This is a genomic window from Novosphingobium terrae, from assembly GCF_017163935.1.
GTDB classification, from domain to species: Bacteria; Pseudomonadota; Alphaproteobacteria; order Sphingomonadales; family Sphingomonadaceae; genus Novosphingobium; species Novosphingobium terrae.
In genome coordinates this window covers 4,145,176-4,164,843 of sequence record NZ_JABVZR010000001.1, presented here as the reverse complement: position 1 = coordinate 4,164,843, position 19,668 = coordinate 4,145,176, and the positions used below count along the sequence as shown (strand labels likewise).

Genomic DNA, 19,668 nt, shown 5'->3' with positions numbered 1-19,668 from the left:
AACCAATCAGCGACTAACCTTCAACTGGAAAATCCAGCTTCGGATCAACTCATCTGTTTGGCGACTAAAGCGAGCTAAATCAGCGTTTCAGCGTCAGCACCGCTTCGGTGGAGCGGCATATATGGGCGGCTTTCGAGTCGGTCAACCGCAATTTTGCAATTTTGTTGCGCTTCCTCGCAAATCGCTGTTTGCCTGTCATATTCCCGATAATTTACACATCCTTACCCTTTCCCCCTTCCCGCAAGCCCCCCAACCACCCCATAAGGCTCACACGCTTTCTTTACCCGCCCCTTCTATCGGATTTCCCGGCAGAATGCCTGCAAAGGCGGGCTCTCACGGACGCATATTCCATGAACGACGGTCGCATTCCCGCCATCAGTGTCGCGCTCAGCGTTTACAATGGAGAGCGATTCCTGGCGCCCGCCATCGAGAGCATCCTGACGCAGAGCTTCACCGACTTCGAATTCCTGATCCTGGATGACGGCTCCAAGGACGGCTCGCGCGCCATCATCGAAACCTATGCCGCCCAGGATGCGCGCATCCGTCCGATCTTCCGTGCCAACAAGGGGCTGATCGTCAGCCTCAACCAGCTGCTGGCCGAAGCCCGCGCGCCGATCGTCGCCCGTATGGATGCTGACGACATCTCGCTGCCCGAACGCTTCGCCCGGCAATATGCCTTCCTCCAGCAGAATCCGGACCATGGCGTCGTCGGCTGCTGGACCGAGGAGATGGACGACACCGGCGCCATGTGGCCGCTCTGCATGTCCGGCCACCCCGTCACCCATGAGGCCTTTCTGCAGGCCATCGAGGATGGCGGCCCTTTGCTGTGCCACCCTGCCGTGATGTATCGCCGCGATGTGGCGCTGTCGGTCGGCGGCTATCATGCGGCCTTCCAGCATTGTGAGGATCTCGACCTGTGGCTGCGCCTCGCTGCTGTCACCCGCATCGCCAACCTGCCCGAGCGGCTGATCCGCTATCGCCATTACCCCGATCAGGTCTCCAGCCGCCATGCCACGCACCAGCAGATCGGCGCGGCCATTGCCAAGCTGGCCTATCAGGCCCGCAAGGCCGGGCGCCCCGATCCCACCGAGCATCTCGAAACGCTTCCCGAGATTGACGATCTGGATCAGGTCTTCGGCGCCCAGGGCTTGCCCCAGTTCGTGCGCGGCAAGGTCGCCCATGGCGTGCTCTATTCGCTGCAGAGCCTGCGCGAGGAAGGCTTCGACCTGATTCTGCGCTATCTGGCCGATGGCGGTGATCATCATGGCATGTGGCGCACCGTGGCACGGCTGATTCGCTTCGGCTCCCCCTGGCGAGCAGCCAGGCTCGCCCTCGCCCTGATCAAATCCTGACCGAATCCAGAGCCTAAGACAGGCCGTCAGGGTTGCGGCACCATCAGGCCGATCTGCGTCAAACACACCATGTTCAAACCCGTGGAAATCGTGTATCCTCTCCCGCTAGGCGGTAAGTAGCCGCATTCAAGGAGAGGATAGCCATGGGCACGCTTTCAGCCGCCCTGGCGTTGGGCATTGCATCCCTGGCAAGCACCGCGGCAGGTTACGCCGTCGCGGGAGATCTACCTGTGCGTGCCGACGTCACGCAACCGGGCCTGTCATCGCAGACCCCCAGCAGCACCGACAGCATAACGCTGGCCAGAGATCGCTTTGACCGCATGACCATGCCGATCACCATCGCCGGCCACGGCACCTTCGACTTCCTGATCGACACCGGCGCGCAACGCTCGGTGCTGTCGAGCGGACTGGCGACGCGGCTCGGCTTCGCGGCGGGCACTCCGCTGCGGGTGACGGGGCTCGCCGGATCGGAGATGGTCAACACGGTGCTGGTCACCGGCATGCAGCTGGGCAAGCGCACCGTCGACACGATCACCGTGCCGGTTTTTCCAGACACCACCATGGAAACACAAGGCATCGTCGGCATCGACGGGCTGAAAGACCGACGCATTCTGCTCGATTTCCGCGGCAAGCGCATGGCGATCGAGGATTCGGCCAAGCCTCAGCCCAATGACGGCTATGAGATCGTGGTCTCGGCCCGCAGGCGGGGCGGCCAGCTGGTGATGAGCCATGCCGTCATCGACGGCATCGACACCGACATCATCATCGACACCGGCGCCGATGCCGCGGTGGGCAACCGCGCCCTGCAGAAAGCCCTGGCGGCGCACCCGGGCAGCGCCGTCACGCTGAGCAGCGTCACCGGCCAGACCATTGCCGCCGAGCTGGGCGTGGCCACCCATCTGCGCATCGGCCGCATCCAGATGAGTCAGGTGGAGATCGCCTTCGTCGATTCCCCCGCTTTCGATGCGCTCAAGCTGACCAAACGCCCCGCCCTGCTGCTGGGCATGCATGAATTGCGCGGCTTCGGGCGCGTGGCCATCGACTTCCCGCAACGCAAGATCCTGTTCGATGTCGACAGCTAGCGCATGAGCTGAAGACACGGGCGCCAAAAGGACCTTGCGGCAGAAACCCCGGCCTTTCGCAGGTGGCCGGGGTTTTTGTTTGGCCCCGGCGCCCCTACATGAAGCCCTATGCCGCCAGAAACCCACACCTCCACTGCCCCGATTCGCCATGATGGCTGGGCGACCTTGCGTCGCTTCCTGCCCTATCTGTGGCCACGCGATCAGCCCGGGCTGCGCCTGCGCATCCTTGGCGCCTGCGTGATGATTCTGGCAGCCAAGGCGATCACCCTCGCCCTGCCCTATGCCTATAAGCAGGCGGTCGATCTGATGACGCGCCCCGCGCAGGGCCCCAATGCCTTCACCGCCGCCTTCGTGCTGGTGATGGCCTATGCGCTGGGTCGCTTTGCCAGCACCGGCTTCGACAATCTGCGCAACATCATCTTCGAGCGCGTCGGCCAGGAAGCCACCCGCGCCCTGGCCGAAGATGTGTTCCAGCGGCTGCACAATCTCTCGCTGCGCTTCCACCTCGCCCGCCGCACCGGCGAGGTGACCAAGGTGATCGAACGCGGCACCAAGAGCATCGACAACATGCTCTATTTCCTGCTGTTCAACATCGCCCCCACGGTGCTGGAGCTGGCAGCGGTGGCCTTGATCTTCTACCTGCATTTCGGGTGGGGTCTGGTGCTCTCCACCGCGCTGGCGATTGCGGCCTATGTCGTCGCCACGCGCTGGATCACCGAATGGCGCACCCATCTGCGCGCCACGATGAACCGGCTCGACGGGCAGGCGCTGGCCCGCGCCGTCGATTCTCTGCTGAATTACGAGACGGTGAAATACTTCGGCGCCGAACAGCGCGAGCTGCACCGCTATGGCCAGTCGGCGCGCGCCTATGCCAAGGCGGCAGTGGCCTCGGAAAACTCGCTGGGCCTGCTCAACATCGTGCAGGGGGCGATCATCAACCTGCTGATGGCGGGTGCCATGGGCTATACGGTGTGGGGCTGGGCGCATGGCCGCTTCACCGTGGGCGACATGGTTTTCGTCAACACCTATCTGGTGCAGCTCTTCCGCCCGCTCGACATGCTGGGGATGGTCTATCGCACCATCCGCCAGGGGCTGATCGACATGTCGAGCATGTTCGCCCTGATTGACACGCCGGTCGAGGTGGCCGACGCCCCCGGCGCCCCTGCCCTGCTGGTGCAGCGCCCCGGCGTGGTCTTCGACAATGTGGTCTTCGGTTACGAAAAAGACCGCACCATCCTGCACGGCCTCTCCTTCGAGGTGCCCGCCGGGCAGCATATCGCGCTGGTCGGCCCCTCCGGCGCGGGCAAAAGCACCATCGCGCGGCTGATCTTCCGCTTCTATGACCCATGGCAGGGCCGCATCCTGATCGACGGGCAGGATATCGCGCAGGTGACTCAGGCCTCGCTGCGCGCCCATCTGGGCATCGTCCCGCAGGATTCGGTGCTGTTCAACGACACGCTGGGCTACAATATCGCTTATGGCCGCGACGGCGCCAGCGAGGCCGAAGTCCACGAAGCCGCCCGCGCCGCCGCGCTGATGCCGCTGATCGACCGCCTGCCCAAGCGTTTCGACACCGAAGTGGGCGAACGCGGACTGAAACTCTCAGGCGGCGAGAAGCAGCGCGTCGCCATCGCGCGCACCCTGCTGAAAAACCCGCCGATCCTGCTGCTGGACGAAGCCACCAGCGCGCTCGACACCCGCACCGAGCAGGAGATTCTCTCCACCCTGCGCGATCTCTCGGCCAAGCGCACCAGCCTGTCGATCGCCCACCGCCTCTCCACCATCGCCGATGCCGACCGCATTTTCGTGCTGGCTGATGGCCGCATGGTGGAAAGCGGCACCCACACCCAGCTGCTGCGCCACGATGGACTCTATGCCGAAATGTGGGCCCGCCAGGCCCATGAGATGGAGCAGCTGAAGCAGGCCGCCGAATAAAGGAAAGGGCCGGAAAGCACAGGATGCTTTCCGGCCCCGGTCATGGCCCCCGAGCAGCACTTCCGGGAGCGAAGTGCCTCAGATCCTCATCAGAAGCTGGCGGTCAGCGACAGCACAGCCACCGACTTGGCGGCACGGAAGGTCTGATCCGGATTGGGGGTGCCCGTCTGATCGGTCAGCGGCGCCTTGAAAGCATCCGACTTGCCGATGTTGGTGCCCACCGCCGAGAGATCCAGCGTCAGGTTCTTCCACTTGTAGGAAACGCCCGCCGTGTAATCGAGGTATTCCTTCACATAGTTGAAGCCGCCGCCGGTGTGGCCAACATGGGCATGCACGGTGAAAGCCGTCTTCGGCACCGCGAGGCCCAGCTCGAAATACTCATACATGTTGTACTTCGTGGCGGTGTTCCAATAGGTGAAGTAGCTCTGCTTGGGCGCCCAGTTCAGGCCCGCCTTGGCCGTGATCGGGCCATAGGCCTTGGTCAGCGAGCCATAGAGTTCGTAATACTCGTTCAGATCGTTGCCGGGATAGAGATAGCCGTACAGGCCGCCGTCAAAGGTCAGGCCGGTCTTGCCGATGGCGTGGGTGTAGCCGCCGTAAACGTCGATCTCGCTGCCGCCGATGTTCACGGTCGAATTGCCGGCGCTGGCGCCCGACGCCCAGGCCGCGACATAGAAGCCCGACTTGTGGCTCAGCGTGATCGAGGCCTGCCCCGTCACCTTGTTGTCAGACTGCGAAATACCACGGAAGCGATACTGCGAAACGATCGCCGCGCTGCCCGTTACGGTGAAATCAGGAGTAGGCGCCGGAGCATCGTCAGCGAAAGCGACATTGCTGGCAAAAGCCACAGCCAAGGCCGCAGCGGCACAAGCAAACTTGATCTTCATAAGGAGCCCTTTTCCGTTATTATGAATTCGGGTTCCATCCTGCGCATCCGGCGCCGGCTCTCCTTGATGTTCGGGAGCCGTTCTTCCGGATGCCCAAGAGCTATCAGTCCAGTTTGCAGCGCACAACATCGAGCATGGCCGACACGCCATATTCGAATGTTACTGTGCCATTTCCGCAACGCAACATTATGTTGCTGCGCAAGGTTGTGGTATAAAATTCACATAGCATCGGGCCAGATGACAGCCTGCGCCACCTTGGCATAGCTGCCTTCCACATCCCAGGTGATCGCCGGGGAGCCATAAAGCTGCCATCCCTGTGCCAGCGCTTCAGACACACGCTCGCAAAAGGCGCGGTCGTCCTTGCCGGTCAGCAGGCGGTAGGCGGGCTTGCCATCGGGCGGGGTGGACATGGCGGTAGGCTCCTCTGTTTTGTGGAGTCGCCAGTCCTAGCGATTCAGCAGGAAGGGGAAAGAGAAGATGCGAGGGGGGAGTCTTTGTGGGTCGCATCTCTCAAGAGAGATGCTCCGGGCCCTCGCGCTCCCATAACGTCTTCCGACGCCAAGGCAGTGGCGCCCGATCCTAGTGCGGAAACTCTCCACCAGCGCAACGAAAAGGCGCCGCAGGCAATAAGCCCCGGCGCCCCTCTTATCCTTTAAGCCTGCGGCGCAGCGACGTTAGCCCTAAGGCCGAACCCGATGCGCAACGCAGACATTCATGGGAGCGCGAGGGCCCGGAGCATTCCTCTTGAGGAATGCGACCAACAAAGACTCCACCCTCGCACTTTCCCTTTTCTTCAAAGGATATACTTCGACAGATCCGTATCCTGCGCCAGCCCTTCCAGCTTCTGCGAGACATAGGCCTCATCGATCACGATGGTCTCGCCCCGGCGATCCTCGGCCTCGAAGGACAATTCCTCCAGAAGCTTCTCCATCACCGTCTGCAGACGGCGGGCACCGATGTTCTCCACCGCCTCATTCACCTGAGCGGCGATGCGGGCGATGGCGCGGATGGCCTCGGGGGTGAAATCCAGCGAGACCTGCTCGGTACCCATCAGCGCGCGATACTGCGCCACCAGATTCGCCCGCGTCTCCGAAAGGATGCGCACGAAGTCATCCTCGCTCAACGCCTTCAGCTCGACACGAATCGGCAGACGGCCCTGAAGCTCGGGCAGCATGTCGCTGGGCTTGGCCACATGGAACGCACCGCTGGCGATGAAGAGCACATGGTCGGTCTTCATCGGCCCGTATTTGGTGGCGATGGTGGTGCCCTCGATCAGCGGCAGCAGGTCGCGCTGCACGCCTTCACGGCTGACCGAACCACCACGCACATCGCTGACGGCGATCTTGTCGATCTCATCGATGAAGACGATGCCGTTCGACTCAGCATTGGCCAGAGCCACGCGCGCCACATCATCCTGATCCATCCGCTTCTCGGCTTCCTCGTCGAGCAGCTTTTCCCAGGCATCGGCCACGCGCAGCTTGCGGCGCTTGGTGGGCTTCTGGCCCAACGCCTTGCCCATCATGTCCGAGAGGTTGATCATGCCGATGCCGCCACCCATGCCGGGGATCTCCATCGGGGCAGCGGGGGAATCCTCCACCTCGATCTCGACCTCGACATCGGCCATCGCACCTTCCTCAATGCGCTGGCGGAAGCTTTCGCGGGTGGCCTCGCTGGCATTGTCGCCGACCAGCACCTTCAGCAGGCGCTCCATCGCGGCCTTGCTGGCGGCTTCGCGCACGGCCTCACGGCGGCGGGCCTTTTCCAGGCGAATCGCTTCCTCGGCCAGATCGCGGCCGATCTGCTCGACATCACGGCCAACATAGCCAACCTCGGTGAACTTGGTGGCCTCCACCTTCACGAAAGGCGCATCGGCCAGACGGGCCAGACGGCGGCTGATCTCGGTCTTGCCGCAACCCGTCGGCCCGATCATCAGGATGTTCTTGGGTGAAACCTCATCACGCAGATCGGCGGAGAGGTGCTGGCGACGCCAGCGATTGCGCAGAGCCACGGCCACAGCGCGCTTGGCGTCCTGCTGGCCGATGATGTGTTCGTCCAGCGCGCGGACGATCGTCTTGGGAGTCAGACTGTCATTCATGGGGTTCAACCAATCGTTTCGACCGTGACACGGTCGTTGGTGAAGACGCAGATCTCGGCGGCCACGGCCATGGCGCGGCGGGCGATCTTCTCGGCATCTTCCTCGTAATCGGAGACGGCGCGCGCGGCGGCCAAAGCGTAATTGCCACCCGAGCCAATGGCGGTGATCCCGCCTTCGGGCTCCAGCACATCGCCATTGCCGGTCAGCACCAGCATGGTTTCCTCGTCAGCCACGATCATCAGCGCTTCGAGGTTGCGCAGGTATTTGTCGGTGCGCCAGTCCTTGGCGAGTTCGACGGCAGCGCGCATCAACTGGCCGCGATGCGCTTCCAGCTTGCGTTCAAGGCGTTCGAAAAGGGTGAAAGCGTCAGCGGTGGCGCCCGCAAAACCGGCGATGACCTTGCCATCGCCAATCCGGCGCACCTTGCGCGCATTGGGCTTCATCACCGTGTTGCCCATCGACACCTGGCCATCGCCCGCGATGACGGTCTTGCCGCCCTTCTTCACGCCGACGATGGTGGTGCCATGCCACTGGATCAGCCCGTGGCCAGCTTTTGTCATATCCATGGAAAGGCATATGGTGGCCCGTCCGCAATTGTCCAGACCACCTCTTATGCCTCAATAAAATCAGGTGCCGCCGGGGCCACCACCGCCGCCGGCGCCAGGGCCGCCACCGCCGCCCATGCCGGTGCCCACGGTGCCGATGTTGCCGAACAGATCCTCGAAGAAGCTGCGCTTCTTGCCCAGCGTGGGGGTGTAGGTGCCATCGGGATTGAGGCGGACGACCTTCTCGGTCCCGGCGCGATCGAGGCGGGCCACATTGCCCTGCGGATCGAAGCTGACGCGCAGAATGGTTTCAGCCGTGGTGCGCGGGCGGTGGAAGGCGGTCTGCTTGGTGTCGATCGACACGTAGTACCAGGCTTCCTTGCCATACTGCGAAACGAAGGTCGGGCGGCCCAGCGTATGCTCGACCGACTGGCGGTTATCGATCCCCACCATCACCGAATCGACCAGCGCCGTATCCACCAGATAGCCGCGATGATCGCGGATGGCAGTGCAACCGCTTGCGAGCAGGCTCAGCGCCACGGCGCCCATCACCAGTCCCACCGTCTTGGTCTTGACCCGCCCAGCTGATTTGACCCGCATTGCCTTATATTGCTCCAACTGTCCCCGACTGGCCCGGTGGAGCGACCTCGCTCCCCATTGCCAGCGCCCGGATCGATCCTGTAGGCAGGGCCAGCCTTAGGCGCCCTTGCCCCATATCGCAATGGCGCTTCGCGCGAAGCCATTGAACCGGCGCTGAACAAGGGACACATGGGGAGATGCAGCCGGTAGGGCACAGCGCCCTGAAGGCGTTCCGGACATCAGCTGCCCAACACAGGAAACCCTTGGCCCATGGCCCGCACATCGCTTCTTTCCCGCCTGTTGGGCCCTCGCGGCGACGAGCATGCCGGCGTGCGCCCCTTGTGGCATGCGCTGGTGGGCGCCGCGCGCGAAAAGAGCTGGTATGCCGACCTTGGCGTGGCCGATACGCTGCCGGGCCGCTTCGATGCGATCACGCTGGTGCTCAGCCTCGCCCTGCTGCGGATGGAGCATGAGGAAGCCTTGAAGGCCCCTTCCGTGCTGCTGACCGAGCTGTTCGTCACCGATATGGACGGCCAGCTGCGCGAAACCGGCGTGGGCGATATGGTGGTGGGCAAGCATATCGGGCGACTGATGAGCGTGCTGGGCGGAAGGATCGGCGCCTATCGCGATGCTTTGCAACAGGCCGATGATTCAGCGCTAACCGAGGCCCTCACCCGCAACATGACCATGAATGAGGGCGCAGATACGGCAGGCCTTGCCGCCGCCGTGCGCGCCCTGTTCCAGCGGCTGGAGAGCCTTCCGGCCTCCACCCTGCTGGCAGGAGAGATTTGAATGACCCCCGAGTTTACCCGCATCATCGACATCCGCCATCTGGAGGACAAGCCAGTCACCATCACCGCCAGCGCCGAGGAATGCGTGGCGCTGGCCAAGCGCTTCACGCTGGTGGCGGTGAATCAGCTGGAGGCAACGGTCACCCTCACCCGCGATGGGCCGGCCGTGACCGCCAAGGGCCGCATCAAGGCCGATTTCGTGCAGAGCTGCGCCGTCTCGGGCGAGGATCTGCCGGTGAAGGTCGATGAACCGCTGGACTTCCGCTTCGTGCCAGCCACCAGCATCGCGCCGGAGGATCTCTCCGCCGATCAGGAGATCGAGATCACCAGCGACGATTGCGACGAGATCGAGTTCGAGGGCGAACGCCTCGATCTGGGCGAGGCCGTGGCGCAGAGCCTTGGGCTGGCCATCGATCCCTTCGCCACCGGCCCCGAGGCCAACCGTGTGCGTCAGGAATCAGGCCTGCTGGGCGAGGACAAGACCGGGCCTTTCGCGGCACTGGCTGCCCTGAAAAATCCCAAGAGCTGAAACTCGGCGAGCTGGAACGAAAACGCCCCGCAGAACCAACTGCGGGGCGTTTTTCTGTCTGATGTTCCGGCCTGACTCAGAACGGGATATCGTCGTCCAAATCTTCGGCGAAACCGCCGCCCGAGCCGCCGCTGGTGCGACCCCAGTCGCCACCGCCGCTGCTCTGGCCACCGCCGCCCGAGGTCCGGCCCCAATCGCCGCCGCCCGAGGAACCGCCCGAACGCGCACCGCCGCCGGAGCCACCGCCCCAGTCGCCGCCGCCCGAACGCTGGCCGCCGCCACCGCCCATGCCGCCGCCGCCAGCACCGCCACCGGGGGCGCCGTCCAGCATGGTCAGCACGCCGCCGACGCCCACCGAGATTTCGGTGGTGTAGCGGTCATTGCCGCTCTGGTCCTGCCACTTGCGGGTGCGCAGGCTTCCCTCGATGTAGATCTTCGAACCCTTGCGCAGAAAACGCTCGGCCACGCCGACCAGCCCGTCGGACTGCAGCACCACCTGATGCCACTCGGTGCGCTCCTTGCGCTCACCGGTGGTGCGGTCCTTCCAGTTTTCCGAGGTGGCGATGCGCAGATTGGCGATGCGCCCGCCGTTCTGGAACGACTTCACTTCCGGATCGGCCCCAAGGTTGCCGACCAGAATGACCTTGTTGACGCTGCCTGCCATCTCTTCCTCTTGCGCGTGACGGGAGCGGCTTCAGACCTGAGGCGAGCACGCTCCGAAAACAGATTGGGCGCAAGGGTAGTCGCCGCCCGGCCTTTCGCCAAGCGGTGAAACCTCACTTATGCACGATACGGCGGGCGGCCCGCCTCAAAGCCCGAAGGCCAGCGCGGTCCAATAGGTGATGCCGGCAAAGACATAGGCCAGCACAAAGAGGTAGCCCAGCATAAAGCTCGGCCATTTCCAGCCATTGGTTTCCCGGCGCGTGACGGCGATGGTCGACATGCACTGCGGCGCGAAAACGAACCACGCGAGGAACGCCAGCGCGGTGGGCAGCGGCCAGTTCTTTTTCAGCTGCGCCGACAGGGCCTCGTCGGTCTTTTCCTCGTCGCTGCTGGAGACGGCATAGGTCGTCGCCAGAGACGAGACCGCCACCTCGCGCGCCGCCATCGAGGGGATCAGCGCCAGAGCGATATCGCGGTTGAAGCCGATGGGTTTCACCACCACCGCCAGCCCATTGGCGATATGCCCCGCGAAAGAGGCATCGACCTGATCCTTGCCCGGCTCGGCACGCGGGAAGTTGAGCAGCAGCCACAGGATCACCGCCACCTGAAAGATGATCGTGCCCGCGCGGCGCAGGAAGATCCAGGCGCGCTGGAACAGGCCCAAAGCCAGATCGCGCCCGCGCGGCATCTGGTACTTGGGCATCTCCATGATAAAGCCGCTGGCCTTGCCCTTGGTGATCGTGCCGCGCAGCAGCAGCGCCACCACCATCGCGCCGACGATCCCCGCGACATAGAGCGCGAAGAGCACCAGCCCCTGCAGGCCGATGATCCCGCCCGGGCCCATCGGCGTGTTGGGGATCACCGCCGCGATGATCACGCCATAGACCGGCAGACGCGCCGAACAGGTCATCAGCGGGGCGATCAGAATGGTGGTGAGGCGATCCTTGGGATCGGTGATGCTGCGCGTCGCCATGATGCCGGGCACCGCGCAGGCAAAGGACGACAGCAACGGAATAAAGCTGCGGCCCGAAAGCCCCACGCCCGCCATCAGCCGGTCCATCAGGAAGGCGGCGCGCGCCATATAGCCCGAGGCCTCAAGACTGAGGATGAAAAAGAACAGGATGATGATCTGCGGCAGGAACACCACCACCGCGCCCACGCCCTTCAGCGCGCCATCGGTGATAAAGTTGCGCAGCAGCCCGGCGGGCATCTCGGCATTCACCCAGCCGACGATCAGATCGACCACGCCTTGCAGCGCATCCTGAAACGGCTTGGCCCAGGAGAACACCGCCTGAAACACCACGAACAGCAGCGCGAACAGGATGATAGGCCCCAGCCAGGGATGCAGCAGCACCCGGTCCAGCCGCGAATGCAGGCGGTGCTTGGCGCTTTCGGAAATGATGGCGGCGCCCGCGATGGCATGAGCCTCCATGCGACGCTCAGCCATATCGAGATGGGCGCGCGGATGCACGCTGCCCGCGCCGACACGCGCATGGGCTTCGGCGATGGCCTCTGCCAGTTCGGTCAGACCGCGGCGGCGCACCGCCACGGTGGGGATCACCGACACGCCCAGCGCCTGCGCCAGAGCGGCGGGGTCCAGCGTCAGCCCGTCACGCTCGGCCAGATCGATCATGTTGAGCGCCACCACACAGGGGCGGCCCAAGGCGATCACCTCTTGCGCGAAGACCAGATGCTGTTCCAGATTGCTGGCATTCAGCACGACGACCAGCACATCGGGCGCCCCCTCTCCGGCCAGCTCGCCCAGAATGACGCGGCGGGTGACCTCTTCATCCGGGCTGGTGGCGTCCAGCCCATAGGAGCCGGGCAGATCGGTCAGTTCGATGGTTTCGCCCGTGGGCAGCGGCAGACGGCCTGCCTTGCGCTCCACGGTGACGCCGGGATAGTTGGCAATCTTCTGCCGCGCGCCGGTCAGCGCGTTGAACAGCGCGCTTTTCCCTGCATTGGGGTTGCCGACCAGCGCCGCGCGCTGAAGGCGGGTGGTTTCGGCGGGGCGGATGGCTTCGACAACCGTCATGGCTCAGATCGCCTCGACCGTCATGGCTTTGGCATGCACGCGGCGCAGCGCCACCGTCATGCGGCCGACCATGATCGCCAGCGGATCGCGCCCGGCCCAGATGCCGCGATGCGCCACGGTGATGCGCGCACCCACATCGATGCCCAGCGCCCGCAGACGCTGCGCCTCTTCCGCCACCAGAGCCGACCAATCGACAGCAAGGATTCGCGCGGGCGTTTCCAGCGGCAGATTGTCCAACGTGACAGGCGGCAGAGTCGTGACGGAATCCATGACATCCGCGCTGCCAGAAGTCAGAGCGGATTGCAACTGGCTCGCAATAACACCATAGCCTTAAAAATGTTTAAGGCGGCCCTCAGGGTGCCGGGTAACGCAGGCGGCCCAGCAGGCGCACCAGGCTGAAATGCTCACGATCGGCGCGGAAGAGCTGGGCCTTGGCCTTTTCAAACCGCATGATCCCATCGATCCGCCGGTCGAGGAAGGCCAGCGTTTCGGCCTTGCCCTCGCTGTGGTCATCAACCCACACCGCCAGAGTCGCGGCATAGACGCCCGCCAGCGTGGCGCGCTTGGTGTAATGGTTGATGTCCACCGCCGTATCGCCCGCCAGACGCCATATGGCGTCGGCACTGCGCCAGCCCAGCTTTGTCGCGGCGGCCAGATGGCGCGGATCGGCCATGATCGAGAGAACGCGGCGCAGCGCCTCCTCGCGCCCGGCCTGCGCTTCCAGACGGAAGGCGACCAGCGCTCGAATGCGCTGGCGGATCTTCATCGTCGCCAGCACCTCGGCGGGCAGCGCCTGTGCCATCGCCACATCGACCGAGGCGGCCAGCGCCTCGATCATCGCCATCGGCCCTTCGGAGAAGGCATAGGCCGCGACATCGCCGTTCACGCCCAGTTGCTGCGCGGCGGCACGCACCGCCGCCTCGCTCCAGCCGTCAAAGGCGGCGGCATCGGCGATGGCGGGGGCCAGCAGCAGCCGCACATCATCGAGCGGCAGATCAGATGCGGCGACAGCAGCGCTCATGGCAGGCTAGGCCCATAGGAGGAACGACCGCTGCCTGCCTGTTTCTTGGCATTGGCGTCGATCTCATTGGTCAGATTGCCCGAGCGATCCTCCAGCTTGGCATAGTCGCGCGCAGTACGGCCAGCGCTGTCCGAACGGTCCGGATTGGCGCCGGCCTTCAGCAGCAGACGCACCATGCCCACATCGCGGCGATGCACCGCCGACATCAGCGGGGTCTCGCCGGTCGCATTGGATTCGTCGGGGCGGGCGCCAGAGTTGAGCAGCAGCTCCACACCTTCATTGTAACCGATGTTGGCGGCAGTCACCAAAGGCGTCTCGCCCTTGTTGTTCTTCGCGTTCGGATCGGCGCCGCGCGCCAGGAAATAATTGATCCAGGGCGTGTCACGACGCGCGGCAAGGATGTGCAGCGCGGTGTCGCCCGTGGAGATGTCATGGGTGTTGATGATCTGGTTGCCGGGCTCGGAGAGCGTGTTGTTCACATCGCTCATCTCATTGTTGCGCACCGACTCGAGGAACTTGTAACCCTTGGAGAAATTCTGGGCCTGCGCCCCACCTGCCACCATGGCCAGCGCCAGAGCGCCAAACAGACCAGAACGCAGCATACGGGCGCCCTTCTGCGAAATCCGCGACCTCATCACCTTCGTCAATCTCCTCATGTGCCCGGGCGACGGGTCCCCACACCGCTCGCCGCAAGCAGACAGATCAAGGCCAGCTGGCACCTTGCGCGAGAGGCTTTAGCAGAGCATGAACCGGCGCGCCATGACGAACGCCCACCCCCGACGCAAGTCCAAAGCCGCCCTTCTACTGGGCGCCCTGATGCTCTCGCTTTCCGCCTGCGGGCCGAGCGGGACGCAGGCCGAAAAGCCTCCGCTGGCCGATGCGCAGGTAGGCGGGCCTTTCACGCTGATCGACAAGAACGGCAAGACCGTGCGCTGGTCCGATTTCGACGGGCGCTACCGCATCGTCTATTTCGGCTACACCTACTGCCCCGACGCCTGCCCCACCGATATGGCGGTGATCGGCCATGCGCTTGAGAAGCTTGAGAAAAGCCATCCCGCGCTGACGCCCCGCGTGGTGCCGATCTTCATCACCGTCGATCCCGAGCGTGACACGCCGCAGATCGTCGGCCAGTTCGCCGCCGCCTTCTCGCCGCGCGTGGTGGGGCTCACCGGCCCCAAGGCGGAGATCGACAAGGCGGCGCAGGAATTCGCGGTCTATCATGATCGCGGCGCCTCCACGCCGGGCGGCGGCTATCTCATCAACCACAGCCGCACCGTGTTGCTGATGGGGCCGAAGGGCGAGCCCGTCGCCATCCTGCCCGCCGACAAGGGCCCCGACGCCATGGCCGCCGAGATCGTGAAATGGGTGAAGTGAAGCCTTTCTGGGAGCAGCCGCTCCACACACTCAAGCGTGACGAATGGGAAGCCCTGTGCGACGGCTGCGGCCAATGCTGCCTGCACAAGGTGGAGGATGACGACACCGGCGACATCTACCACACCAATGTCGCCTGCAAGCTGCTGGACCTGCGCAGCGCGCAATGTTCGGATTACAAAAACCGTCGCAATTTCGTGCCAGACTGCGTGCGGCTGACCCCGCGTCTGGCCCATACGCTACCGTGGTTGCCCGACAGCTGTGCCTATCGCCTGCGCGCCGAAGACCTGCCGCTGCCCGAATGGCACTATCTGGTCTGCGGCGACCGCAAGGCGGTGCATCGCGCGGGCTTTTCGGTGATCGGCAAGGCGATCAGCGAGGAGATTGCCGGACCGCTGCACCAGCATATCATCTGGGACGGCGAGCCGATGGAGATCGAAGTCGTCGAGGATGATGAGGAGAAACATGGCGGTTCTGCCTGATTTCCTGCGCCGCTCCCTCGGCAAAAGCGCCGAGCGGCAGGCCGATGTCCCGCCGGTGATCGAGATCGGCGGGCGACAGATTCCCGTCACCATCCGCCGTCTGGCCCAATCGCGGCGCATGGTGATGCGCCTTGCGCCGGATGCCAGCGAGATTCGCATTTCCATGCCGCGCTGGGGCCGCACCGCCGAGGCTTTGGCTTTCGCCAGATCGCGCGCGCTCTGGCTGGAGGCGCAACTGGCGCGCCATGTGGCGCCCGCACCGCTGGGCGATGGCGCCAACCTGCCCTTTCGCGGCGTGCTGCTGCGGATCGATCATGTCGCTGCAGCCCCGCGCCGCCCTGCCGTCATGGACGGCACGCTACGCCTCGGCGGACCGTCAGAGGGGCTCGACACCCGCATCCGCCGCTGGCTTCACGCCGAGGCCAAGTCGTTGTTCGCAGACGATCTGGCCTTCTATTGCGCGCGGGCCAAGGTGGCACTGCCCACGCTGGCGCTGACCAATGCGCGCTCACGCTGGGGCAGTTGCTCGGGCAAGGGAATCATCCGGCTCAACTGGCGGCTGATCATGGCGCCCGATGCCGTGCGGCGCAGCGTGGTCGCCCATGAGGTGGCCCATCTGCTGCATTTCGACCATTCTCCGCGCTTTCACGCCTGCCTCGCCAAACTGTTCGAAGGCGATATCGAGGAGGCCAATCGCTGGCTGAAACGCCATGGGCGTGGGCTCTACGCCATTTTGGGATAGCTTTTAGGGCAAGCAACCACTGGCGCCGCGCGCTGACTCGCACTATCTGCAAGCCCATGCTTTTTTCGCGCAAGAATTCGATGTGGAAGGATGTCAGCCCGTCGGGCGCCGTGAAGGACTTTGTCACGGTGTTCCGCGATGCGGGCACGGCACGCTGGAAAATCGCGCTGCTGGCCGCCAGCTGCACCGCCCTCACCTTCTCGATGCTGACGCGCGAGGAGCATCGCGTACCTCAGCGCCTGCCCTACATCACCTACATCACCAGCTGGCAGGAAGGCCGCAGCGACGCCGAGATCAAGGCGAGCAACATCGCCAACCAGAAGCTGAAGGACAAGGAAAAGGCCGAGGCCGAGCGCGACGCTCAGGAAACGCGCGACCTCTACAAGGCGCTGGGCCGCGCTTCCGGTATGGATGTCGACGCCATCGAGGCCAAGGCCAAGGCTGACGATGCTGCCGCGGCCAAAGCCAAGGCCGACGCCTACAATCCCCAGCCCGCCGCCAAGGCCCAACCCGCTCCCAAGGCCAAGTGAGGCCTGAAGATCAGCGCTGGCTAGCCGCCACCGCAAGGCTGGCGATGCGCGCGCGGCCGATGTGCGCGCCCAACCCCGGCGTGACCGCGTTGATCGTCAAGGATGGCCGCGTGATCGCGCGCGGCTGGACCCAGCCCGGCGGCCGCCCCCATGCCGAAGCCATCGCCTTGGCCGCAGCCGGAGAGCAGGCGCGCGGCGCCACGATGTTCGTCACGCTGGAGCCCTGCGCTCACAAATCCTCGCGCGGCCCAGCCTGCGCCGATCTGGTCTCCGCCTCGCGCCTCGCCCGCGTGGTGGTGGGCTGCGCCGATCCCGACCCCCGCACCGCAGGCTTCGGGATGGAGCGCATCCGCGCCGCCGGGATTGCCGCCGAGCTGGTTGATTCGCCTGAATCGCGCGCCAGCCTTGAAGGCTATCTGATGCAGCGGCGCTTTGGCCGCCCGCATGTGACGCTGAAGCTGGCCACCTCGCTCGATGGCTGCATCGCGCTGGCCAGCGGCGAATCGCAATGGATCACCGGACCCGAAGCCCGCGCCCACACCCACGCCATGCGCGCCCGGGCGGATGCGATTCTGGTCGGCGGCGGCACATATCGCGCCGATGCGCCCCGGCTGGATGTGCGCCTGCCCGGCCTCGAAGACCGCAGCCCTGAACGCTGGGTGCTGACTCATGGCGAGGTTGCGGAAGGCTGGAACGCCCTGCCCGCTCCGCAAGCCATCACCGGCATGGCCCATATCCAGAACCTCTTCATCGAGGGCGGCGCCGGAGCGGCCAGCGCCTTTCTGCAAGCAGGTCTGATCGACCGCATTCTGCTTTACCGCGCGCCCATCGTCATCGGCGGCGGGCGCCCCTCCATCGGCGACATCGGCCTGTCCCACCTTGCCGATGCCCATAACCGCTGGCAGCTTTCATCGCGTCGCCAACTCGGCCAAGACACGCTCGACATCTACGAGGCAAACCCATGTTCACCGGCATAGTCACCGCCATCGGCACCATCCGCGAGGCCAAGCAGGAAGGCGACCTCACCGCCATCATCACCTGCCCCTACGATCCCGAAGGCATCGCCATCGGCGCATCGATCTCCTGCTCGGGCGTCTGCCTGACCGTAGTTGACAAGGGCGGCGTCAAGGATGACGCTTGGTTCACCGTCAACATCTCGGGCGAGACTCTGGCCCGCTCCGTGCCCGCGCATTGGCATGAGGGCGCGAAGCTCAATCTGGAAACCGCGCTGAAGCTGGGCGATGAACTGGGCGGCCATATCGTCACCGGTCATGTCGATGGCGTTGGCTCGGTGGTGTCCATCAGCCCCATCGGCGATTCGCTGCGTTTCGAGATCGCCGCGCCTCAGGATCTGGCGCCCTACATTGCCGCCAAGGGCTCGATCACCGTCAATGGCGTGTCGCTGACGGTGAATGAAGTGGTCGATCAGGCGGACGGCACCTGCCATTTCGCCTTGAACATCATCCCTCATACCGCCGCCGTGACGACCATCGGAGCGCTGGCTGTCGGGGATCAGGTGAATCTGGAGATCGATGTGTTGGCCCGGTATCTCAAGAGGATGCAGGCTTTGAAGGGGTAAAAGAAAGAGGAAATGCGAGGGGGTTACCCCCTCGCGCTCCCATGAATGTCTGCGTGGCGCCACGGGTTCGGCCGAAGAGCTAAGTTCGCCGCGCCGCAGGCTTTTAAACGAGAAAAGGCGCCGGGGCATCACTGCCTGCGGCGCCTTTTCTGTGCTGGTGGAGCGTTCCCGCACCACGATGCGGAACCACTGCCCTATCGCCGGAAGACGTTCCGGGGGTGCAGGGGGTGTAACACCCCCTGCTTGAACCCTTAAAGTCTTAGGCAGTCACATCCGCAACCGCAGCGATGAACTTGTCGATGTTGCCCATCGTCAGCCCTGCCACGTTGATGCGGCCCGAGCCGGCCATATAGACGCCGTGCTTCTCGCGCATCGCCAGCACCTGCTCGCCGTTCAGCGGAACGATCGAGAACAGGCCGTTCTGCGTGCCGAAGGGGGTGAAATCCACCGAACCCTGCGTGCCCGCACCGCCCAGCTTGGCGCGAACTTCGCTCATGCGCGCGCGCATCACGTCCAGCTCATTGAGCCACGAGGCGGTCAGGGCCTCATCCTCAAGGATCAGACGCACCACCGCGCCGCCGTGATCAGGCGGCATCGACCAATTGGCGCGGGCCAGCGCGGAACCGTTCGACAGGATCGCGCCGATCTGGTCAGCCTGAGCCGCCAGCACATAGAGCGCGCCGACGCGGTCACGGTAGTAGCCGAAGTTCTTGTCGCAGCTGTAGGCGATCAGCGCCTCGGGCACGGCGGCAAGCACGGTGCGGATGCCATAGGCGTCCTCTTCCATGCCCTGACCCAGACCCTGATAGGCGAGGTCGAGGATCGGCAGGATGCCCTTGGCCTTGATCAGACCAGCGATCTCGTCCCATTCGGCGTTGGTGTAATCGATGCCGGTGGGGTTGTGGCAGCAGCCATGCAGCATGATGGCGTCGGTCGGCTCGGCGGCGGCGATGGCGTCGCGCAGGGCCTGCATGTCGGCCACACCGGCCTTGGTGGCGTGGTTGTAACCCTTGATCTCGACGCCGACGTCAGCGGCGATCTGGGCGTGGTTGGGCCAGCTGGGCGTGCCCATCCAGATGCGCTTGATGCCGGCCTTCTTGGCCAGAGCCACAGCCAGACGCACCGCGCCGGTGCCGCCGGGGGCCTGCATGCCGTCGATACGGCCGCCCATCGAAGGATCGTTCTTGCCGAAGATATAGGGCATCAGGGCATGGACAAAGCCCATGTCACCCTCGGGGCCGAGGTAGGCTTTGGAGTCCTGAATCTCCAGCAGCTTTTTCTCGGCGGCCTTCACCGCCTCGAACACGGGCGTGGCGCCGGTGTCGGTGCGGTAGACGCCCACGCCCAGGTCAATTTTGTCCTGGCGGGGGTCCGCATTATGGAGCTTGATCAGCGCCAGAAGCGCGTCGGCGGGCTGTTGCTGGAGGTTCGTAAGCATGCGCGCGCCCTT

Annotated in this window: 22 protein-coding genes; 11 read left to right on the top strand and 11 right to left on the bottom strand. The window is 64.5% G+C overall.

Annotation, left to right across the window (positions count from 1 at the left end):
* Positions 1–350 precede the first annotated feature (350 nt).
* The 3 genes from HGK27_RS18660 (at position 351) to HGK27_RS18650 (ending at position 4,369) form a co-directional block, all read left to right on the top strand.
* On the top strand, positions 351–1,352 hold the full coding sequence (locus tag HGK27_RS18660) for a glycosyltransferase family 2 protein (RefSeq protein ID WP_206242589.1): 1,002 nt from the start codon (positions 351–353) through the stop codon (positions 1,350–1,352).
* Between the two features lie 230 nt (positions 1,353–1,582).
* Positions 1,583–2,434, top strand: coding sequence for a retropepsin-like aspartic protease (locus HGK27_RS18655; RefSeq protein ID WP_206242587.1), 852 nt, complete (start codon positions 1,583–1,585; stop codon positions 2,432–2,434).
* A gap of 108 nt (positions 2,435–2,542) precedes the next feature.
* Positions 2,543–4,369 (top strand): ABCB family ABC transporter ATP-binding protein/permease, encoded by a 1,827-nt coding sequence (locus tag HGK27_RS18650; protein ID WP_206242585.1) that lies wholly within the window; start codon positions 2,543–2,545, stop codon positions 4,367–4,369.
* Positions 4,370–4,458: 89 nt separating this feature from the next.
* On the opposite strand, the gene HGK27_RS18645 is transcribed toward HGK27_RS18650, so the two are convergent.
* The 5 genes from HGK27_RS18645 to HGK27_RS18625 form a co-directional block, all read right to left on the bottom strand.
* Positions 4,459–5,256 (bottom strand): TorF family putative porin, encoded by a 798-nt coding sequence (locus HGK27_RS18645; protein ID WP_206242583.1) that lies wholly within the window; start codon positions 5,254–5,256, stop codon positions 4,459–4,461.
* 218 nt (positions 5,257–5,474) lie between these two features.
* Positions 5,475–5,666, bottom strand: coding sequence for a DUF1737 domain-containing protein (locus tag HGK27_RS18640; RefSeq protein ID WP_206242581.1), 192 nt, complete (start codon positions 5,664–5,666; stop codon positions 5,475–5,477).
* 383 nt (positions 5,667–6,049) lie between these two features.
* Positions 6,050–7,351, bottom strand: coding sequence for an ATP-dependent protease ATPase subunit HslU (hslU, locus tag HGK27_RS18635; protein ID WP_206242579.1), 1,302 nt, complete (start codon positions 7,349–7,351; stop codon positions 6,050–6,052).
* 5 nt (positions 7,352–7,356) lie between these two features.
* On the bottom strand, positions 7,357–7,917 hold the full coding sequence (hslV, locus tag HGK27_RS18630) for an ATP-dependent protease subunit HslV (RefSeq protein ID WP_274617172.1): 561 nt from the start codon (positions 7,915–7,917) through the stop codon (positions 7,357–7,359).
* Between the two features lie 60 nt (positions 7,918–7,977).
* A complete protein-coding gene (locus tag HGK27_RS18625) occupies positions 7,978–8,496 on the bottom strand; it encodes an outer membrane protein assembly factor BamE (RefSeq protein WP_206242577.1) in 519 nt (172 codons plus the stop codon).
* A gap of 249 nt (positions 8,497–8,745) precedes the next feature.
* Here HGK27_RS18625 and HGK27_RS18620 point away from each other — a divergent pair, with 249 nt between their 5' ends.
* Both HGK27_RS18620 and HGK27_RS18615 read left to right on the top strand, forming a co-directional pair.
* The gene (locus tag HGK27_RS18620) at positions 8,746–9,267 is read left to right on the top strand and encodes a ubiquinol-cytochrome C chaperone family protein (RefSeq protein WP_206242575.1); all 522 of its coding nucleotides are present in this window, start codon (positions 8,746–8,748) and stop codon (positions 9,265–9,267) included.
* On the top strand, positions 9,268–9,795 hold the full coding sequence (locus tag HGK27_RS18615) for a YceD family protein (protein WP_206242573.1): 528 nt from the start codon (positions 9,268–9,270) through the stop codon (positions 9,793–9,795). It begins immediately after the preceding gene.
* A 76-nt stretch (positions 9,796–9,871) separates the two neighbouring features.
* Here the strand turns inward: HGK27_RS18615 and ssb are convergent, their stop codons facing one another.
* From ssb to HGK27_RS18590, 5 genes are all read right to left on the bottom strand, one after another.
* Positions 9,872–10,459: a single-stranded DNA-binding protein gene (ssb, locus tag HGK27_RS18610; protein WP_206242572.1), complete on the bottom strand. Its 588-nt coding sequence runs from the start codon at positions 10,457–10,459 to the stop codon at positions 9,872–9,874.
* Positions 10,460–10,603: 144 nt separating this feature from the next.
* Positions 10,604–12,493: a ferrous iron transporter B gene (feoB, locus tag HGK27_RS18605; protein ID WP_206242570.1), complete on the bottom strand. Its 1,890-nt coding sequence runs from the start codon at positions 12,491–12,493 to the stop codon at positions 10,604–10,606.
* 3 nt (positions 12,494–12,496) lie between these two features.
* Positions 12,497–12,763, bottom strand: coding sequence for a FeoA family protein (locus tag HGK27_RS18600; RefSeq protein ID WP_206242568.1), 267 nt, complete (start codon positions 12,761–12,763; stop codon positions 12,497–12,499).
* Positions 12,764–12,845: 82 nt separating this feature from the next.
* Positions 12,846–13,514 (bottom strand): COQ9 family protein, encoded by a 669-nt coding sequence (locus HGK27_RS18595; RefSeq protein WP_206242566.1) that lies wholly within the window; start codon positions 13,512–13,514, stop codon positions 12,846–12,848.
* Positions 13,511–14,116, bottom strand: coding sequence for an ankyrin repeat domain-containing protein (locus tag HGK27_RS18590; protein ID WP_206242564.1), 606 nt, complete (start codon positions 14,114–14,116; stop codon positions 13,511–13,513). Before HGK27_RS18590 ends, HGK27_RS18595 begins: the two co-directional genes overlap by 4 nt.
* Before the next feature lie 157 nt (positions 14,117–14,273).
* On the opposite strand from HGK27_RS18590, the gene HGK27_RS18585 reads away from it, so the two are divergent.
* Genes HGK27_RS18585 through HGK27_RS18560 form a run of 6 tightly spaced genes read left to right on the top strand, consistent with a single transcriptional unit; the run spans position 14,274 to position 18,218 of the window.
* On the top strand, positions 14,274–14,888 hold the full coding sequence (locus HGK27_RS18585; RefSeq protein WP_241127298.1) for an SCO family protein: 615 nt from the start codon (positions 14,274–14,276) through the stop codon (positions 14,886–14,888).
* On the top strand, positions 14,876–15,367 hold the full coding sequence (locus HGK27_RS18580) for a YcgN family cysteine cluster protein (protein ID WP_206242560.1): 492 nt from the start codon (positions 14,876–14,878) through the stop codon (positions 15,365–15,367). Before HGK27_RS18585 ends, HGK27_RS18580 begins: the two co-directional genes overlap by 13 nt.
* Positions 15,351–16,109 (top strand): M48 family metallopeptidase, encoded by a 759-nt coding sequence (locus tag HGK27_RS18575; RefSeq protein ID WP_206242558.1) that lies wholly within the window; start codon positions 15,351–15,353, stop codon positions 16,107–16,109. Before HGK27_RS18580 ends, HGK27_RS18575 begins: the two co-directional genes overlap by 17 nt.
* Positions 16,110–16,165: 56 nt before the next feature.
* Positions 16,166–16,639 (top strand): hypothetical protein, encoded by a 474-nt coding sequence (locus HGK27_RS18570; protein ID WP_206242556.1) that lies wholly within the window; start codon positions 16,166–16,168, stop codon positions 16,637–16,639.
* Complete coding sequence (gene ribD / locus HGK27_RS18565; protein WP_274617171.1) at positions 16,636–17,616, top strand: bifunctional diaminohydroxyphosphoribosylaminopyrimidine deaminase/5-amino-6-(5-phosphoribosylamino)uracil reductase RibD; 981 nt, start codon at positions 16,636–16,638, stop codon at positions 17,614–17,616. Before HGK27_RS18570 ends, ribD begins: the two co-directional genes overlap by 4 nt.
* Positions 17,601–18,218, top strand: coding sequence for a riboflavin synthase (locus HGK27_RS18560; RefSeq protein ID WP_206242554.1), 618 nt, complete (start codon positions 17,601–17,603; stop codon positions 18,216–18,218). Before ribD ends, HGK27_RS18560 begins: the two co-directional genes overlap by 16 nt.
* A 259-nt stretch (positions 18,219–18,477) precedes the next feature.
* Here the strand turns inward: HGK27_RS18560 and HGK27_RS18555 are convergent, their stop codons facing one another.
* On the bottom strand, positions 18,478–19,656 hold the full coding sequence (locus HGK27_RS18555; protein WP_206242552.1) for an amino acid aminotransferase: 1,179 nt from the start codon (positions 19,654–19,656) through the stop codon (positions 18,478–18,480).
* Positions 19,657–19,668: the final 12 nt, after the last annotated feature.

Excerpts from the sequence above, each read along its gene's own strand:
- HGK27_RS18660 (WP_206242589.1), top strand. The coding sequence starts at position 351 with ATGAACGACGGTCGCATTCCCGCCATCAGTGTCGCGCTCAGCGTTTAC.
- HGK27_RS18650 (WP_206242585.1), top strand. The coding sequence starts at position 2,543 with ATGCCGCCAGAAACCCACACCTCCACTGCCCCGATTCGCCATGATGGC.
- HGK27_RS18645 (WP_206242583.1), bottom strand. The coding sequence starts at position 5,256 with ATGAAGATCAAGTTTGCTTGTGCCGCTGCGGCCTTGGCTGTGGCTTTT.
- HGK27_RS18640 (WP_206242581.1), bottom strand. The coding sequence starts at position 5,666 with ATGTCCACCCCGCCCGATGGCAAGCCCGCCTACCGCCTGCTGACCGGC.
- hslU (WP_206242579.1), bottom strand. The coding sequence starts at position 7,351 with ATGAATGACAGTCTGACTCCCAAGACGATCGTCCGCGCGCTGGACGAA.
- hslV (WP_274617172.1), bottom strand. The coding sequence starts at position 7,917 with ATGGATATGACAAAAGCTGGCCACGGGCTGATCCAGTGGCATGGCACC.
- HGK27_RS18625 (WP_206242577.1), bottom strand. The coding sequence starts at position 8,496 with ATGCGGGTCAAATCAGCTGGGCGGGTCAAGACCAAGACGGTGGGACTG.
- HGK27_RS18620 (WP_206242575.1), top strand. The coding sequence starts at position 8,746 with ATGGCCCGCACATCGCTTCTTTCCCGCCTGTTGGGCCCTCGCGGCGAC.
- HGK27_RS18615 (WP_206242573.1), top strand. The coding sequence starts at position 9,268 with ATGACCCCCGAGTTTACCCGCATCATCGACATCCGCCATCTGGAGGAC.
- ssb (WP_206242572.1), bottom strand. The coding sequence starts at position 10,459 with ATGGCAGGCAGCGTCAACAAGGTCATTCTGGTCGGCAACCTTGGGGCC.
- feoB (WP_206242570.1), bottom strand. The coding sequence starts at position 12,493 with ATGACGGTTGTCGAAGCCATCCGCCCCGCCGAAACCACCCGCCTTCAG.
- HGK27_RS18600 (WP_206242568.1), bottom strand. The coding sequence starts at position 12,763 with ATGGATTCCGTCACGACTCTGCCGCCTGTCACGTTGGACAATCTGCCG.
- HGK27_RS18595 (WP_206242566.1), bottom strand. The coding sequence starts at position 13,514 with ATGAGCGCTGCTGTCGCCGCATCTGATCTGCCGCTCGATGATGTGCGG.
- HGK27_RS18590 (WP_206242564.1), bottom strand. The coding sequence starts at position 14,116 with ATGCTGCGTTCTGGTCTGTTTGGCGCTCTGGCGCTGGCCATGGTGGCA.
- HGK27_RS18585 (WP_241127298.1), top strand. The coding sequence starts at position 14,274 with ATGACGAACGCCCACCCCCGACGCAAGTCCAAAGCCGCCCTTCTACTG.
- HGK27_RS18580 (WP_206242560.1), top strand. The coding sequence starts at position 14,876 with ATGGGTGAAGTGAAGCCTTTCTGGGAGCAGCCGCTCCACACACTCAAG.
- HGK27_RS18575 (WP_206242558.1), top strand. The coding sequence starts at position 15,351 with ATGGCGGTTCTGCCTGATTTCCTGCGCCGCTCCCTCGGCAAAAGCGCC.
- HGK27_RS18570 (WP_206242556.1), top strand. The coding sequence starts at position 16,166 with ATGCTTTTTTCGCGCAAGAATTCGATGTGGAAGGATGTCAGCCCGTCG.
- HGK27_RS18560 (WP_206242554.1), top strand. The coding sequence starts at position 17,601 with ATGTTCACCGGCATAGTCACCGCCATCGGCACCATCCGCGAGGCCAAG.
- HGK27_RS18555 (WP_206242552.1), bottom strand. The coding sequence starts at position 19,656 with ATGCTTACGAACCTCCAGCAACAGCCCGCCGACGCGCTTCTGGCGCTG.